The following is a 15070-nucleotide window of genomic DNA, read 5'->3' as shown; positions in this document are numbered from 1 at the left end:
AGTTATGATTTTTTGCTAAAGAATCCGATACCTAATTTTTCTTCAATTTCTTCAAAAAAGGGCTCTGCTTTGTCTGCATTCATGAAAAATACAAACCCCCATTTCATTTCTTTGTTAAATGCACAAAAAGATTGAAAATCGTGATTATTTCCTGTGTGAAGGTACCACATGCCATCTTTTGAAGGTCTCATTGCTAAGCCTAATGTCCAGCCGCTCTGTCCGTATTCACGAAGTGGATTTTCCGGGCTAAATGCCGTTTGCTCTGTAACCATCAGCTGGTATAATTGAGGAGCAAGGCCTTTTTCATTAATCATTGCTGCAATGAAAGCGGCATAATCCCTTGCCTCACTATGAAGGCTATATCCAGCACCAAAAACCTTATGTCGCTCTTTATTCTGCGTAGTTATCCCTTTTTCATGACCCATTACCTTATTTTTTTCGATATAATCGTTCCAGGTAAAAAAGGTGTTATTTAGTCCCAGAGGTTTAGCTACCATCTCCTGAAAGACTGAATCAAGCCCTGACTCATACCCGGTTCCTAGTTTAGTACCGATAAATGCAGTGAGGTATTGATAAGCTTCTCCTGAGTATGAGAATCCTTCCCCGGGAGTAAATGCCAATTCGATTTCTTTTCCATTGTTCCAGTTTGGAAATCCGGTTTGATGAGCGAGCACGATTCGTGGGGTGATGAGTTTGTATCTCTCATCTTTTATGGCCGGATGAGGCAAAACTTCGTGTAGCGGTTGATCCAAATCTATTAATCCAGCCTCCGCCAGTTTCAATACAAAGTAGGCGAAAATTGGTTTTGATAGGGAGGCCCCTTCGAATATTGATTGTTGTGTTACGAGCGCGGTACTGTCTTTCGAGATTTTGCCAAAGACCTGATGATATACAATATTACCGGCGTTAATAATGGCAACTGATAGTCCTGGGATTTCCAGCGACTCTATACTCGACTTAAATTTTTGATCTAGTTGCTGCTTGCTTAATTTTTCTCCGTCAGGTCGTGTTATGCTTTTGGTGGTAGCACAGCTGCAGAGTAGGAAAAAAAGAATGATGTTGAAAATGTTATATGATTTCATGGGTATTTTTTTTAAGTCTTATTCAGAAAAGTGAATTCACACCCATTAGACTCTGACCATTAAGTTCTGGTCACAAAAAATAGAAAAACCCCCGTTGGGGAACTAAAGTAACGTTGATCTTGGAGGTGACTATTATTTATTATCACTCAGGCAAATAGTCCCCCAAAAGGTTCCAATCCATTCCATTTCCCCAGCCGTTCCCATGGTCACTGATATTAATTTCTTTATGTTTTTCACTGATAAAATGATCTCCAAAAGATAGAAGAGACAAAACTGATCCTGGTCGTAAGTGTTGACTGGCCCAGCTTAACGGAGTATCTCCATGGGCATCTTTGGCTTCTTTATTAGCACCATTATCCAATAAAAACTGGATTGTACGCTCATCACCATAGGCAGCAGCACGATGAAGAGGTGATTCACCCTTGGTTCTTACATCTCGCATAAACGCACCGGTTTCCAGTCCTGGGATTGTTTTAGAGTTCACATCAGCACCATTTTCAACTAGAAGCCTTACTACATAGAAATAATAAGGACGTCCTGCTTTTGCCAATGCGTTATGCAATGGAGTTTCTTTTGTTTTATCAACATGGTAATTGATATTCGCACCTTGTTTGATAAGGAAATCGCAAACTTTCCAATGACCAAAAAAGGCTGCATTGCCAAGTTCATCATTGACATTGATGCTACTTAAATCTCCTCCTGCATTCAGGACAGCTTTAAGTGCGGTAGTGTCATTGTAGTAGACCAGCCACTGTAAGGGTTTAACCGAACCTTCATTGAGCAGATCCTTCCAGTTTGATTTTTCAAAGAGCTTGAAAATAAAGTCAGTGCGTCCACGACTGATGAAACTGATAATTTCTTGTGCATCCACATTACTAATTTACTGAATCAGCTAAGAAATCTCAATCGCTCTTCTTTTCAAATGCCACCTTCTCAATTCCGAATTCCGTCATCCATTTTTTTACTTGTACAAAATCGAATCGCTCATAAAGCTTGATTGCAGGATCATTTGCTGCTCCGGTTTCAACAGTAAACACTTCTGAATCAAAATTCTCAAAGAGAAAGCTCAGTAGTTTGCTCGCAATGCCTTTACGGAAAAAAACAGGGTCAACCACCAGACTTTGAATGTGTGTTAATTTATCGGCTTCTTTTATTTCTATTACAGCGGCAAGCGCAACTCCTTCATGATACCCATAGAAAGAATTATCTGATTCGATATATCCGGCGAGAGGCCGTTTTAGAGGAGGAAAGTTCTTTTCAGCGTTAAGGAGCTTTGCCTCTACAGCATAAGAAGCCTGAAACACCTCACGGATTTTCATTGCCACTGATTTGTTTTTATGATTAAGCTCTGTGATCACTCCGCTACCACTCCTGTGTGAAACAATGCATCTCCTCTATTTACAACCGGGTTGTTGTTGACACTTAAAATATAACAATCGTGACTGGCTTTGACTTTCCGTTCATACTCCCCATAAGGATCTGAGATTACGCCCATTATATCTCCTTTTTTGAGGAATGAGCCGTTCCTGGCCTGAGCATAATGTAAACCAGCTCTGCTGGCTCGTGACCAGGTAGACTTAGAAATGATCACAGGAACTTTGGTTGGTTGAGGAGCTACCTCAATCATGCCGAGGTGCTTCATCACCCGCTTCATCCCGTTTAGTCCTTCATCAATGGCGGGCTTCCTTAGTTTTAGTGATTCCCCAGCTTCGTATACCAGAATGCTTTTTCCTTGCTTACCCGCCTCTTTTCTAAGTGACTTGTCCCGAAAAGGGGAGTTAATAATAAGGGGAGCAGCAAAGGCAGTTGCCAGCGCCTTGTTCTTGTCATCATCGAGCATTGCCCGGACTTGAGGATAGTTATTGATGAGTTTACCACCTGTGTGAAAATCGATTCCATAGTCAATATGCGGAACTACTTCATCCATCATGAAATAAGCAAACTGGCTAGCCAATGAGCCATTTTTATTTCCCGGAAATGAGCGATTCACATCTTTACCATCCGGCACTTCACGGCTGAAATTGATGAAACCAAAAACGTTGAATACGGGTATTAGAATAACCCTTCCGGCTTTCACTTCATACAATTTTTTTGTGATAATCCTTCGCATGATCTCCACACCATTGATTTCATCCCCATGCATGCCGGCCATGAGCAGGAGGGTAGGGCCATCCTTTTTGGATTCATAGGAAAAAATGGGAATCTCTATTACTGTTCCAGAGGGTAGGCGAGCGGTAGGAATATTCTGTCTATGCAGCTTTTCCTTTTTTAGGTCAAAGTCCATATTGTATTTTGGTTAAGCTAAAAGTAGTCAAAGTAGCATTCATTATATTGCCGCATCAACACGATTTTCTATGCTGAACGAAAAGAAAACTATTCGAGCCTGGTGTATGTATGACTGGGCAAACTCTGTTTACTCGCTAACCATCACTTCCGCTATTTTTCCAATTTACTATCAAGCGGTGGCAGTGAATGCCAATGGTGGCGATAAGGTGAACTTTTTCGGTACGGAGGTCGTCAATTCAGTGTTGTATTCTTATGCGCTATCCGCATCCTTTTTACTGGTAGCTATTCTACTTCCCATATTATCAGGCATTGCTGATTATGCAGGGAAAAAGAAATTCTTTCTGAAGATGTTCATGTTTATCGGATCATTTTCATGTATTGGACTTTTCTTTTTCACGGGTAAAAACATTGAATGGGGCATTCTGTGCTCCGTAATGGCCAGCGTTGGATATTCCGGGAGCCTTGTTTTCTACGATGCGTTTTTGAATGAAATTGTAACGGAAGATAAACGAGATATCGTAAGTGCCAGGGGATATTCCTACGGATATCTAGGTAGTGTGATTTTATTGGTGCTCAATCTTGTGGTCATTGAGATGCCAAATACATTTGGATTAGCGGATGCAGGCATTGCTTCGCGAGTCGCTTTTCTTACCGTGGGAGTCTGGTGGATTGGATTTTCACTTTATGCCATTGCAAAACTGCCGGAGAACCCTCATGGAAGAAGGCCGGAGGGACATTATCTTACGAACGGATACAGAGAACTTAGAAATGTATGGGGGCAGCTGAAAGACATGGAAGGCATGCGCAAATATTTGCTGGCCTTCTTTTTCTACAACATGGGCGTTCAAACAGTGATGTATCTTGCAGCCACTTTTGGATCGAAAGAGTTGAAGATGGAAGCCTCCAAGCTGATCATGACTGTACTGTTGATCCAGTTTGTGGCAATTGCGGGTTCTTTTCTTTTCGCATTCTTGTCAAAGAAAAGAGGTAATATTCAGTCGCTATTAGTTATGATCGTCATTTGGATCGTGTGCTGTCTTTACGCCTATTTTGTGAACCAGGAGATTGAATTTTTTGCATTGGCAGCAGTGGTAGGTCTGGTGATGGGTGGAATTCAGTCGCTATCCCGAGCTACCTTTTCGAAGATTATGCCGCCTGATACTGTAGATACTGCCTCATTTTTCAGCTTTTATGACGTGACGTACAACCTCTCTATTGTATTTGGAACATTTGTATACGGATATATCGAACAGGTAACAGGAAGCATGCGAAACAGTACACTGGCTTTGGCATCATTCTTTATCATCGGAATCATTTTTCTATCTCAAGTGAAATTGAAAAATGCAAAAGCTCAAACTGCCTGAGTTTGAAGTCAAACTAAAGGATAAGAACATATTTTGCCTTGTTAGAAAAAAGTGGGTGGTGCTTACTCCTGAAGAATGGGTACGTCAGCATTTTTTAAACCTATTAATTTCACATCTGGAATATCCAAAAGGTATGTTCAGGTTAGAGTATTCCATGAGCTATTTTAAGAATCAAAAGCGTTCGGATATTTCAGCTCTGGATAAGGAAGGGAAAATGTTTCTTTTGGTTGAATGCAAAGCACCCAACGTTAAGCTCGATCAGAAAGTGATCAATCAGGTATCTGAGTATAATAAAGTGCTGGACTCGCAATACGTGGCTATCACCAATGGAATGAACCATTTCATATGGAAGAGGGAAGAGAACAGATTAACCCAAATCAATGAATTTCCTTTTTACCAATCTTGACAGATACCTATATTAGCAACATGAAGGTGTCAAGACAGGAATACCGAAATAAGCAAAATCAGGCTACAGGCCAACTACTTGTTTTCCTTCTTGCCTTGCTAATGATTGGTTACAAAATGTATCGATACATTTTTGTAAATCCAGAATTAGAATGGTCAGTTTTTGTCTGGGTTTTTATAGCAATAGTCACGTTTATAATTTGGAGACGAAGGGAAAGTATGCTAAAAACATTTGAGGTAGATGAATCGTAAGTTTTTGTGATAAGGAAAATCACTACATTTGTATGTATCTGCTGAAGCTTTGAAAGACAAACCACCCACTAAATTTCAAAGCAGATGAAAAAGTTATTGGATCGTATTCCTCCTTTTTTTAAGAATTTTTATTTTCTGGCTACCTTTTTCTTGATAGTCTGGTTGGCCTTTATAGACAGTAATGACTTGTTTATGCAGGCACATCTTTCAGGAAAAAAGGCTGACCTTATAGAGGCCAGAGAGTTCTATCGGGAAAAAATCCTGCAGGTTAAAAATGATCAGGCTGCCCTTAATAATAACCCTGATCTTCTCGAGAAAATGGCTCGTGAAAAATATCTAATGAAAAAGCCAAACGAGGATCTGTACATTGTCGTTAAAGAGGATTGATGAAATCAGTTATATCTCTTTTTACAGTCATGCTTGTTTTTTGTTCATTTGGGCAAGACAAGTTTGGAGATCGAATTTACTTTGGCGGTGGAGGGGGATTTAGTTCCAGCTCCAACCAAACAAACATCAGTCTTTCTCCACAGGTAGGCTATAAAATTACCGACCGATACTCCGCTGGTGTTGGGATCATATACCAATATGTAAAAATAAAGCAACCAATAGACGTTTCTCTTTCTAATTACGGATGGAGTGTCTTTAATAGATATCAGATTACTCAGCAATTTTTCGGGTATGCTGAATTCGAACGATTAAATTATGAGTTCTTGTTTTATCCACCGGAAAGAACCGAACGGTTTGGATACAATAGTTTATTTGTTGGAGCCGGTTATGCCGAGCAGTTGGGTGGTAAAGCATCCTTTAGTATCATGGCACTTTACAACGTGCTATATGATGAAGCTGAAAGCCCAAGACCATACAATAGCCCATGGGTTATCCGGGCCGGTATTGGCATTGGCATTTTTTAATTGCCTCTCTCTAAGTTATAGGAATCTCAATTATCTGATATTTCAAACTCCATCTCCAGCAACTCACTGTAGTCATTTGCCATTTCATTCATCTCCAGATCTTTTTTGTCAAAATGCCAATGGATTGAAGGGGCTTTGCTTTTGAATTTAAAAGATCGAAGTAAGTCAAATAGTGACTTTGCTGCAATTGTGTTGAAAACATCTAATTTGATATTCAAATCACTGTAATCAAACTTTTCGAATTGTTCGATCATCTCTTTAATTACTGAGGCATATACGGTTGTATCGCGACATAAAGATGAGCCGGAAATAAGTGCAGATCTTGTTTTTGAGTCCATCATCACCGCAGGTGAGGTTTTGGTGGCTTTGCGGAAATAATCCATGTGATTTAGCATTAGGGTGTAATGATTAAACTCCAACTGTATTTGGGAGTTCTTAGGATTAGTCTAAGCCAGATAAAAAGTCGGTGAAGTTGAAATTTCTTTCGTCGAGCACCTTACCTAATCATCTACTTTAATGGATTTTATAATTCGCTTGAATGTTTGGTCAGTTTCCTTGCTTTCTGTTACCGATCTTTTCGTTTGAACTTGAAACCGCTGGCCATATTTATGGAAGTGGTAATTTGTGATTATGGAGCTATCGTGGACGGATTTAAAATATTTAGCTTGCTCTCCGGCAATTTTTCCATCAAAAGGGATGAAATCATTTTGAGATTCATCGGCATGCTTCAGCCCTTCTGTTAACGGTAACACCCCAATGGGCTGTGCACTCTCGAAATAAGTAAATGAAAAGTAGATATTGGCTGTGTCCTGAGCTGATGGACTAATCTTCACCACATAACCATCGTCAAATACTTGCCAGTCTTTTGGTTTTTTGAAGCTGAATGTTAAATCCGGATCATTGAATGTAACACGCTGTGCAAATCCGGAAAATGAAATTGCAGAAAGGAGCAGCAGACTAATTATACTCCGCATATCTCTTTTTTATGATATCAATCGAGATTCGAATCATTTCTTCCAATACAACCATATCAATATCTGATAACCGCTTGATATAAAGGCAGCTAACACTGTGTTTATACTTCCCAAGCTTATTTAGGAGTTGATCCATTTCCGCATATCCGGACATCAAATAAAGTGTGAGCGACTGTTTTCTTGGAGAAAACCCAGTGAGCATCCAGTCGCCCTCCCTTCCTGAATCATACATGTAATGATATTTGCCAAACCCAACAATGGAAGGGCCCCACATCACAGGATCTTCTCCGCTCACCTTTTTCATAAGTTTAAGAATCTCTCTTGCATCATCACGTTTCGATTCCGGCTCGATGGTATCTAAAAAGGCCTCTACACTTTGATTGTTGGGTTGGGTTTTGAGGTCTGACATTGTTGAACTATTTCTTTAAAGATACACCCAACTTTTCACCAAGTTCACTTAAATCCTTAACAACAGGATCCAGCAAATCAATGCCATTTTTCAGCCGATCTTCTGTCATCTCACGTTCTGGATCACCTGGGATTAGCACTTTCTCATCTGGATTTACTGTTTCAGAAGCTCTGAATCGATTGATCCAGTTATCCATGTGAGATTTGAATTCTTCCCCATCACGAAAAGCATCTATTCGCATGGCACCAAAGAAATGACCAAGCCCTTCACCTACCGGATTGGGTGCCGGATCTATAAATGCCACAAACGGTGGAACCCACGGGCCATAGTTTGCTCCGGATAGCACTGCTGATAAAATATCTACTACCGCTCCAAGCGCATAGCCCTTGTGTGATCCATGCTCACGATCCCCTCCAAGAGGACGCATAGACCCTCCTTTTATCAGGCCCTTTGCATCAGTAGTTATGTGTCCTTCTTTGTTTTGTAGCCAACCTTCTGGTGCATCAAGACCTTTTCGTTGCAGTACTTCCAATTTACCATTGGCGGCAGTGGTTGTTGCCATGTCCAAGACAAAGGGTGGTTGATTTTTGGTAGGAATCGCTATTGAAATCGGATTAGTACCTAGCAGTCGCTCTTTTGAAAAAGTAGGGGATACCAAAGGGCTTGCATTGGTGAGTGAGATACCAATACAATCTTCATCCAATGCCATCATGGCATGATACCCGGCAATGCCATAGTGATTTGAGTTTTTCACGGAAACCCATCCGGACCCGACATTTTTTGCTTTTTCGATGGCCAGTTTCATGGCGTGTGGGCCTACCACCAAGCCCAGCCCTAAATCACCATCAACCACCGCTGTTGATGGGGTTTCATGAACTGTTTTGATTTGAGGTGTGGCGTTTAGCCTGTTCTTTTCATGCAAACGTATGTACCCGGAAAGACGGGCTACACCATGTGAATCTACTCCTCTGAGATCTGCACTCACCAGCACATCAGCTGCCTGAATGGCCTCAGCCTCCGGGCAACCAATTTTCATGAATACTGCTGTGGCAAATTGTTTTAGTTCTTCCGCTGAAAAAGTCATTCGGCGAAATTAAATCATTGTGATTTATGACTTCAGCTTCTCAAGAACATTAAACAGAATACCTTCTTTGAGCGCATATCCCGATATTCTAATGTTTTCAAGCTTTAGTTTTTCAAGAAGGTAGTCCACAAGCACACATGCTACTACAATCATATCCACCCGCATTTCAATCATGCCTGGGATTTTTAGACGTTGATCCCGAGTAAGGGTAATAAGCTTTTTATAGATGTTTGTGAAGGCCTTGTTTTCAAATGGATACTCAGTGGCACTAACATTACGAGTTATACCAAGCTCTTCACAATAGATATCACTCAAGGTGTCGAAAGTCCCTGAACACCCTACCAGGGTTTTCGGTTTAAATTTCTCACAAGCGCTGATTAGTGATTTAAGCTCATTTTCAAAGAAAGTATGTAAATCCGCAATTTCTTCTTTGGAAATAGGATCCGTGCGATGAAAACGTTCAACCAATCGCTGACCACCCACCTCAAAACTTTGCATCCAGTGAGATTTTTGGCTATCAGCAATGATGAACTCAATGCTCCCACCTCCAATATCCATAATGAGGTTTTTCTCAGTCCCAAATTCAAGGGCTTTACTTGCTCCGAGGTGAATCAGCTCAGCTTCTTTCATCCCGGAAATAACTTCTATTTCAATGCCGGTTTGAGATTTGATTTCATCGACAAGTGCCAGGCCATTATTCGCATTTCGGATAGCACTGGTGGCAGTGGCAAAAATCTGATCAATGTCATTGGCATCAATCATTTCTCGGAACTCATGAAGTGCTTTCAGAGCCCGATCCCAGGCTTCCTTTGTTATTTCACCCTTATTGATCCCTTTCTCGCCAATTTTCACCGCTTTTCGCTCACGATGAAGAATTTCATGGGAGTTTTGATCCACTCTGGCAATCAGAAGATGGAAAGTATTTGTACCTAAATCTATTACAGCTACCTTCATAAACAGGCCGCAATATAGCAAATTGGAATGGAGAGATTCTTGATTTGCACGATTGATAATTTCTGAATTCTCATTGTCCTGTGCTCACCTTATCTTTGGCGTTTTGCAAAGAAATATGAGTACAGAAAAACCTAAAACCGCAACTAATATCCAAACCACTGCTGAAAAAATTGAGCGACTCGATTCAATGAACGAAGAAGCACTCAAGGGTGGAGGGGAAGTTAGAATAGCGAAGCAACACGAAAAAGGAAAACTGACTGCACGAGAACGAATTGACCTTTTGCTGGATGAAGGTTCGTTTGAGGAAATCGGAAAGTTTGTGACCCACAGGGCCACTGATTTTGGGATGGACAAGCAGAAGATTCTTGGTGATGGTGTTGTTACAGGGTACGGTACTATTGATGGTAGGTTGACTTATGTGTTTAGCCAGGACTTCACGGTGTTTGGTGGATCACTTTCTGAGACTTTTGCAGAAAAAATCGTGAAGATCATGGACATGGCTATGAAAAATGGAGCGCCTGTGATTGGATTGAATGACTCAGGTGGTGCACGTATTCAAGAGGGCGTGGTGTCTTTGGGCGGCTATGCGGATATATTTTATCGAAATACGCTTGCCTCAGGTGTTGTTCCGCAGATTTCAGCCATTCTTGGACCATGCGCAGGTGGCGCTGTTTACTCACCGGCCATTACAGACTTCATCTTCATGGTAGAGCAAAGCAGCTACATGTTTGTGACCGGACCGAATGTAGTGAAGACGGTGACACAGGAAGAAGTGACCAGCGAGGAATTGGGTGGAGCGCAAACTCATGCATCCAAAAGTGGAGTTACCCACTTTGCCTGCGCCAATGAAGCAGAATGCATTCGTCAGATCAAGCAGCTGATGAGCTATATACCTTCCAACTGCGAAGAAGAGCCTCCAATGCTTGAATATGAAATAGGTGATGAAACCAGAGAGGTATTGGACAACATCCTCCCGGATAACCCCAACCAACCATATGATATGCATGACGTGATCAATGGCATCATTGATAAGGAAAGTTTTCTGGAGGTTCATAAGGATTTTGCAGAAAATATTATTTGTGGGTTCGGAAGACTGGCTGGTAGAAGCATAGGTATAGTTGCAAACCAGCCAATGAGTATGGCAGGAGTGCTGGATATTCACTCAAGTACAAAAGGTGGTCGATTTGTTCGCTTCTGCGACAGCTTCAATGTCCCACTATTGGTGTTGGTAGATGTGCCTGGATTCCTTCCGGGAACGGATCAGGAATGGAATGCGATTATTACCAATGGAGCAAAATTACTTTATGCTTTTAGCGAAGCAACCGTTCCAAGAATCTCTGTAATCACGAGAAAGGCCTACGGTGGAGCTTATGATGTGATGAACTCTAAACACATTGGAGCGGATATGAATTATGCATGGCCTACTGCAGAGATTGCAGTAATGGGTGCGCAGGGTGCCTCTGAGATCATATTCAGAAAAGAAATTAAAAAAGCGGATGATCCTAACGCGAAGCTTCAGGAAAAAATCAATGAATATACGGAGAAGTTCGCCAACCCGTATATCGCTGCAGCGCGAGGCTTTGTGGATGAGGTTATCATGCCTCACAATACACGAACGAAATTGATTCACGCATTTAAAATGCTGGAAAACAAGGTAGATAAGCTACCAAGAAAGAAGCACGGGAATATTCCATTGTAATGAGTAAAGTCGCCATTGTCACAGCAGCATCTAAAGGTATGGGGCTAGCCTGTGCCGAAAAGTTGGCGGAGGAAGACTACCAGTTGGCCATTCTTTCTCGTTCATCCGGAATACATGATCTGGCAAGCAAGTTTGGTGGAATCGCTGTTCAGGGGTCAACCGATAATGTAGAGGATTTAACCAGATTGGTTGAAGCTACATTGGAGACTTATGGTCGGATTGATGTGGTGGTAAATAACACCGGACATCCGCCAAAAGGAGAACTGATGGAACTGAAAGATGAGCAATGGAAGGGAGGATTTGATCTGGCACTAATGAATGTCATTCGCATGTCAAGATTGGTTGCACCTCACATGAGCGGAGGAGGGTCGATTGTCAATATCTCTACTTTTGGGGCAAAGGAGCCTTCATTAAACTTTCCAATCTCCAGTGTAGCAAGAGCTGCATTAAGTAGCTTTACCAAGCTTTTCACAGCTAAATATGCGAGTTCAAATATTAGAATGAACAATGTGCTGCCGGGCTTCATAGATAGCTATCTGGCAGATGAAGAAACAATCAAGCAGATTCCAATGTTGCGTCAGGGAAAACCTAATGAAGTGGCTGAGCTGGTTTCATTTTTAGCTAGCGACAAATCAGAATATATCACAGGACAAGATTTCCTCATCGATGGAGGATTAGTAAAATCAATATAAAATAATGGATAAGAAGAGTACAGATTTCCTATACAAATACCTCAACAATGCAGCACCAACCGGCTTTGAGCAGGAAGGCCAAAAAATATGGTTGGATTATATCAAACCTTATGTAGATGACTATGAAGTTGATACGTACGGAAGTGTTTTCGGCGTTGTAAATCCGCAAGCTAAGTACAAGGTAGTGATTGAGGCGCATGCAGATGAAATAAGCTGGTTTGTGAACTACATCACGGACAAAGGATACATCTATGTGGTAAGAAATGGTGGTTCAGACCATCAGATTGCACCTTCCATGCGTGTGAACCTTCACACTAAAAAAGGAATTATCAAAGGTGTTTTTGGATGGCCGGCTATCCATGTAAGAAAGGAAAAAGAAGACGCACCAACTCTGAAGAATATTTGTATCGATGTGGGAGCTGAAAGCAAAGAAGAGGTAGAGAAGATGGGCATTCATGTTGGAACGGTTGCGACCTTCCAGGATGAGCTATTCGAAATGAATAAGAAATACTTGGTAGGAAGAGCGTTGGACAACCGAATGGGTGGATTCATGATTGCAGAAGTTGTAAGAAGACTATCAGAAAAGAAAGTGAAACTTCCCTTTGGACTTTATGTGGTGAATTCTGTTCAGGAAGAGATAGGGCTAAGAGGAGCGGAAATGATTTCCAGAAGAATCAAGCCTAATGTAGCCATTGTGACTGATGTAACGCACGATACACAATCTCCGATGTATGACAAGATCACGAGTGGAGACATGACTGCTGGCAAAGGCCCGGCTGTGACCTACGGTCCGGCCGTACAGAATAACGTTCGTGATATGATTCTTAAGGTAGCTGAGAAAAATAAGATTCCATATCAGCGAATGGCAGCATCCAGAACTACCGGTACGGATACAGACGCATTTGCATATTCTGATATCGGTGTAGCATCTGCTTTGATTTCATTGCCGTTGAAATACATGCATACCACGGTTGAAACTGTACATAAAGAAGATGTGGAGAATGTGATACGTTTGATTTATGAGACAGTAGCACAGATTAAAGATGGTCAGGATTTTACCTATTTTAAATAATGAAGAAACTACTTTCCATAGCTTTATTTGTTTTTCTTGTTGCGAGTTGCTCTACTAAGGAAGAGGCTATCTCTATAAAAGGGAAATGGTACACCTATGCCGAAAGTGGGGATTATATGGAGCTTTGGCTCGGGGAAGATAAAGCCATGAGCTACCTAAGTGGCATTGATCAGTTCCTGCTTTATGATCTGAAAAGAGAAGGCAATTCACTTTACTTTTCCCTTTTGGAAAGTCGGATTATTGATGAGCACAGCTTTCAATTGGAGGTTACCAAATCAGATGAAAAGCTCTTCCAGGCAACATTTATAGGAGGAGAAAAAGTGGATTCCTTGAAAACTTATTTTTTACTTGATACCAAGATTCCGGATATAAAGTCATCTCTAGATGAAAATCAGGCTTTAATGAATGAACTCTTCGAGCGTCTCGAAAGCGGCTCGCATGCCGGTCATGGTCATTGATTGATGAAGCTTAAAACTCATTCCGATCAGATGGGACGAGAGGTGAAAATAGCCTCTCCACCCCGTCGGATTGTTTCTTTAGTGCCTTCTCAAACCGAATTTTTGTTAGATATAGGAGCTCCGGTAGTAGGATGTACCAAGTTCTGTGTTCATCCGCAGGAGGTGGTGAAGGATATTCCAATTGTCGGAGGTACCAAGAATTTCAGGTTCGAAAAAATCAGTGAACTGCAACCAGACCTGATCATTGGGAATAAGGAGGAAAACTATAAGTGGGGCATTGAAAAGTTAAGAAAAGATTTTTCGGTATGGATGAGTGATATCTACACGCTGGACGATTCGTTTGAAATGATGTCGGCTCTGGGCCACATTTGTGATTTGAATGATCAGACAGAAGCAATCATTCAGGAATGCAGAGATGCAACGGAAAAAGTCAAAGACTCTAAATCGGGCAGGGTTATTTACCTGATTTGGAATAAACCATGGATGGCAGTCGGCAAGAACACGTTCATTGATCATTTTCTAGCCCATCTAGGTTATGAAAACCTGATCACCGAGGAGCGTTATCCGGAATTAACCACTGAGCAAATTACTGATCTGAATCCGGATGAAATTCTATTCAGTTCGGAACCCTTTCCATTCAAAGAAGAGCATCTTAGTGAGGCGAGAGCATTCTGGCCAAATTCAGAGTGTACATTGGTTGATGGCGAACTGCATAGCTGGTATGGCAGTCGTCTGAGGTATTGGAATAAATAGCCCTATGCCAATCTACCAACTGACAGATGATCTTATTTTTCCACCTGTAGAAGGAGCGGAAGATGGTATTGTGGCAGTAGGTGGAGACTTGCTTCCCGAAAGACTCATACTAGCTTATCAATCTGGAATTTTCCCATGGTATAGTAAAGGTGAACCGATTATTTGGTGGAGTCCCGATCCGCGCTTTGTACTGTTTCCAGATCGCCTTCACGTTTCAAAATCTATGAATAGAGTATTGAATAACGAAGAGATAAAAGTGACTTTCAATCAGAATTTTGAACTGGTGATTGCTGAATGCAAACAAATACCTAGATCAGGTCAGAAAGGCACATGGATCACAGATGAAATGGAGTTGGCTTATACACGTCTTCATGATATGGGGATTGCCGAATCTGTGGAGGTCTGGAAGGACGAAGAACTGGTGGGAGGGATGTATGGAGTGAGGCTTGGGGAGGTGTTTAGCGGGGAATCTATGTTTTCAAAATCCAGCAATGCTTCGAAACTGGCATTGATCCATTTTATCCGAAAGTTCCAGACTGAAGGAGGTCAGCTATTTGATTGTCAGGTACACTCAGATCATATGGCGCGTATGGGTGCGGAGGAAATTAGTAGAGAATCTTACCTTGGGTTTTTAAGGTAGCAGAAATCGGAGGAGGTATTACCTAAAGGTTAAGT

The 15070-nt window shown here is 41.5% G+C and carries 20 protein-coding genes; 11 read left to right on the top strand and 9 right to left on the bottom strand.

All coding sequences use genetic code 11. From position 1 onward, the window contains the following. Positions 1-2 precede the first annotated feature (2 nt). The 4 genes from RIC88_RS06030 to RIC88_RS06015 all read right to left on the bottom strand — a co-directional run bounded on the left by RIC88_RS06030 (position 3) and on the right by RIC88_RS06015 (position 3366). On the bottom strand, positions 3-1082 hold the full coding sequence (locus RIC88_RS06030) for a serine hydrolase domain-containing protein (RefSeq protein ID WP_350216612.1): 1080 nt from the start codon (positions 1080-1082) through the stop codon (positions 3-5). Between the two features lie 142 nt (positions 1083-1224). Continuing rightward, entirely contained in the window at positions 1225-1953 is a 729-nt protein-coding gene (locus RIC88_RS06025) for an ankyrin repeat domain-containing protein (RefSeq protein ID WP_350216611.1), read from the bottom strand. Positions 1954-1984: 31 nt separating this feature from the next. After that, positions 1985-2401 carry a GNAT family N-acetyltransferase gene (locus tag RIC88_RS06020; RefSeq protein ID WP_350216610.1) on the bottom strand — a complete coding sequence of 139 codons (417 nt, stop codon included), beginning with the start codon at positions 2399-2401 and terminating at the stop codon, positions 1985-1987. A gap of 35 nt (positions 2402-2436) precedes the next feature. Beyond that, positions 2437-3366: a succinylglutamate desuccinylase/aspartoacylase family protein gene (locus RIC88_RS06015; protein ID WP_350216609.1), complete on the bottom strand. Its 930-nt coding sequence runs from the start codon at positions 3364-3366 to the stop codon at positions 2437-2439. Between the two features lie 70 nt (positions 3367-3436). Here RIC88_RS06015 and RIC88_RS06010 point away from each other — a divergent pair, with 70 nt between their 5' ends. From RIC88_RS06010 to RIC88_RS05990, 5 genes are all read left to right on the top strand, one after another. Next, positions 3437-4732, top strand: a complete 1296-nt coding sequence (locus RIC88_RS06010) for an MFS transporter (protein WP_350216608.1) — start codon at positions 3437-3439, stop codon at positions 4730-4732. Then, positions 4710-5138: a type I restriction enzyme HsdR N-terminal domain-containing protein gene (locus tag RIC88_RS06005; protein ID WP_350216607.1), complete on the top strand. Its 429-nt coding sequence runs from the start codon at positions 4710-4712 to the stop codon at positions 5136-5138. The genes RIC88_RS06010 and RIC88_RS06005 overlap by 23 nt, the downstream gene beginning before the upstream one ends. Before the next feature lie 20 nt (positions 5139-5158). Further along, complete coding sequence (locus RIC88_RS06000; RefSeq protein WP_350216606.1) at positions 5159-5389, top strand: hypothetical protein; 231 nt, start codon at positions 5159-5161, stop codon at positions 5387-5389. 84 nt (positions 5390-5473) lie between these two features. Beyond that, complete coding sequence (locus RIC88_RS05995; protein ID WP_350216605.1) at positions 5474-5776, top strand: FtsB family cell division protein; 303 nt, start codon at positions 5474-5476, stop codon at positions 5774-5776. Next, the gene (locus RIC88_RS05990) at positions 5776-6300 is read left to right on the top strand and encodes a hypothetical protein (protein ID WP_350216604.1); all 525 of its coding nucleotides are present in this window, start codon (positions 5776-5778) and stop codon (positions 6298-6300) included. The genes RIC88_RS05995 and RIC88_RS05990 overlap by 1 nt, the downstream gene beginning before the upstream one ends. Before the next feature lie 26 nt (positions 6301-6326). Here RIC88_RS05990 and RIC88_RS05985 read toward each other — a convergent pair whose 3' ends face one another. The 5 genes from RIC88_RS05985 to RIC88_RS05965 form a co-directional block, all read right to left on the bottom strand. Next, positions 6327-6683, bottom strand: coding sequence for a SiaC family regulatory phosphoprotein (locus RIC88_RS05985; RefSeq protein ID WP_350216603.1), 357 nt, complete (start codon positions 6681-6683; stop codon positions 6327-6329). A 117-nt stretch (positions 6684-6800) separates the two neighbouring features. After that, positions 6801-7274, bottom strand: a complete 474-nt coding sequence (locus RIC88_RS05980; protein WP_350216602.1) for a hypothetical protein — start codon at positions 7272-7274, stop codon at positions 6801-6803. Next, positions 7258-7683: a DUF1801 domain-containing protein gene (locus tag RIC88_RS05975; RefSeq protein WP_350216601.1), complete on the bottom strand. Its 426-nt coding sequence runs from the start codon at positions 7681-7683 to the stop codon at positions 7258-7260. Before RIC88_RS05975 ends, RIC88_RS05980 begins: the two co-directional genes overlap by 17 nt. A 7-nt stretch (positions 7684-7690) precedes the next feature. Next, positions 7691-8767: an Ldh family oxidoreductase gene (locus tag RIC88_RS05970; RefSeq protein ID WP_350216600.1), complete on the bottom strand. Its 1077-nt coding sequence runs from the start codon at positions 8765-8767 to the stop codon at positions 7691-7693. A 24-nt stretch (positions 8768-8791) separates the two neighbouring features. After that, positions 8792-9721 (bottom strand): Ppx/GppA phosphatase family protein, encoded by a 930-nt coding sequence (locus tag RIC88_RS05965; protein ID WP_350216599.1) that lies wholly within the window; start codon positions 9719-9721, stop codon positions 8792-8794. A gap of 115 nt (positions 9722-9836) precedes the next feature. Here RIC88_RS05965 and RIC88_RS05960 point away from each other — a divergent pair, with 115 nt between their 5' ends. The 6 genes from RIC88_RS05960 to aat are packed head-to-tail and all read left to right on the top strand — an operon-like array spanning position 9837 to position 15035. Then, on the top strand, positions 9837-11420 hold the full coding sequence (locus tag RIC88_RS05960) for an acyl-CoA carboxylase subunit beta (RefSeq protein WP_350216598.1): 1584 nt from the start codon (positions 9837-9839) through the stop codon (positions 11418-11420). Next, entirely contained in the window at positions 11420-12112 is a 693-nt protein-coding gene (locus RIC88_RS05955) for an SDR family oxidoreductase (RefSeq protein WP_350216597.1), read from the top strand. Before RIC88_RS05960 ends, RIC88_RS05955 begins: the two co-directional genes overlap by 1 nt. Positions 12113-12116: 4 nt before the next feature. Then, positions 12117-13184, top strand: coding sequence for a M42 family metallopeptidase (locus RIC88_RS05950; protein ID WP_350216596.1), 1068 nt, complete (start codon positions 12117-12119; stop codon positions 13182-13184). Next, positions 13184-13642 (top strand): hypothetical protein, encoded by a 459-nt coding sequence (locus tag RIC88_RS05945; protein WP_350216595.1) that lies wholly within the window; start codon positions 13184-13186, stop codon positions 13640-13642. The genes RIC88_RS05950 and RIC88_RS05945 overlap by 1 nt, the downstream gene beginning before the upstream one ends. A gap of 3 nt (positions 13643-13645) precedes the next feature. Then, positions 13646-14395: a helical backbone metal receptor gene (locus tag RIC88_RS05940; protein WP_350216594.1), complete on the top strand. Its 750-nt coding sequence runs from the start codon at positions 13646-13648 to the stop codon at positions 14393-14395. Between the two features lie 4 nt (positions 14396-14399). After that, positions 14400-15035, top strand: coding sequence for a leucyl/phenylalanyl-tRNA--protein transferase (gene aat / locus RIC88_RS05935; protein ID WP_350216593.1), 636 nt, complete (start codon positions 14400-14402; stop codon positions 15033-15035). Positions 15036-15070: the final 35 nt, after the last annotated feature.

The sequence above is a fragment of the Ekhidna sp. genome (assembly GCF_040220215.1).
Taxonomy (GTDB): Bacteria; Bacteroidota; Bacteroidia; order Cytophagales; family Cyclobacteriaceae; genus Ekhidna.
This window is presented reverse-complemented; position numbering and strand designations above follow the sequence as displayed.

Excerpts from the sequence above, each read along its gene's own strand:
- RIC88_RS05965 (WP_350216599.1), bottom strand. The coding sequence starts at position 9,721 with ATGAAGGTAGCTGTAATAGATTTAGGTACAAATACTTTCCATCTTCTG.
- aat (WP_350216593.1), top strand. The coding sequence starts at position 14,400 with ATGCCAATCTACCAACTGACAGATGATCTTATTTTTCCACCTGTAGAA.
- RIC88_RS06010 (WP_350216608.1), top strand. The coding sequence starts at position 3,437 with ATGCTGAACGAAAAGAAAACTATTCGAGCCTGGTGTATGTATGACTGG.
- RIC88_RS05985 (WP_350216603.1), bottom strand. The coding sequence starts at position 6,683 with ATGGATTATTTCCGCAAAGCCACCAAAACCTCACCTGCGGTGATGATG.
- RIC88_RS05995 (WP_350216605.1), top strand. The coding sequence starts at position 5,474 with ATGAAAAAGTTATTGGATCGTATTCCTCCTTTTTTTAAGAATTTTTAT.
- RIC88_RS05940 (WP_350216594.1), top strand. The coding sequence starts at position 13,646 with ATGAAGCTTAAAACTCATTCCGATCAGATGGGACGAGAGGTGAAAATA.
- RIC88_RS06020 (WP_350216610.1), bottom strand. The coding sequence starts at position 2,401 with ATGAAAATCCGTGAGGTGTTTCAGGCTTCTTATGCTGTAGAGGCAAAG.
- RIC88_RS06005 (WP_350216607.1), top strand. The coding sequence starts at position 4,710 with ATGCAAAAGCTCAAACTGCCTGAGTTTGAAGTCAAACTAAAGGATAAG.
- RIC88_RS05990 (WP_350216604.1), top strand. The coding sequence starts at position 5,776 with ATGAAATCAGTTATATCTCTTTTTACAGTCATGCTTGTTTTTTGTTCA.
- RIC88_RS05945 (WP_350216595.1), top strand. The coding sequence starts at position 13,184 with ATGAAGAAACTACTTTCCATAGCTTTATTTGTTTTTCTTGTTGCGAGT.
- RIC88_RS06030 (WP_350216612.1), bottom strand. The coding sequence starts at position 1,082 with ATGAAATCATATAACATTTTCAACATCATTCTTTTTTTCCTACTCTGC.
- RIC88_RS05980 (WP_350216602.1), bottom strand. The coding sequence starts at position 7,274 with ATGCGGAGTATAATTAGTCTGCTGCTCCTTTCTGCAATTTCATTTTCC.
- RIC88_RS05970 (WP_350216600.1), bottom strand. The coding sequence starts at position 8,767 with ATGACTTTTTCAGCGGAAGAACTAAAACAATTTGCCACAGCAGTATTC.
- RIC88_RS05955 (WP_350216597.1), top strand. The coding sequence starts at position 11,420 with ATGAGTAAAGTCGCCATTGTCACAGCAGCATCTAAAGGTATGGGGCTA.
- RIC88_RS05950 (WP_350216596.1), top strand. The coding sequence starts at position 12,117 with ATGGATAAGAAGAGTACAGATTTCCTATACAAATACCTCAACAATGCA.
- RIC88_RS05960 (WP_350216598.1), top strand. The coding sequence starts at position 9,837 with ATGAGTACAGAAAAACCTAAAACCGCAACTAATATCCAAACCACTGCT.
- RIC88_RS06000 (WP_350216606.1), top strand. The coding sequence starts at position 5,159 with ATGAAGGTGTCAAGACAGGAATACCGAAATAAGCAAAATCAGGCTACA.
- RIC88_RS06015 (WP_350216609.1), bottom strand. The coding sequence starts at position 3,366 with ATGGACTTTGACCTAAAAAAGGAAAAGCTGCATAGACAGAATATTCCT.
- RIC88_RS05975 (WP_350216601.1), bottom strand. The coding sequence starts at position 7,683 with ATGTCAGACCTCAAAACCCAACCCAACAATCAAAGTGTAGAGGCCTTT.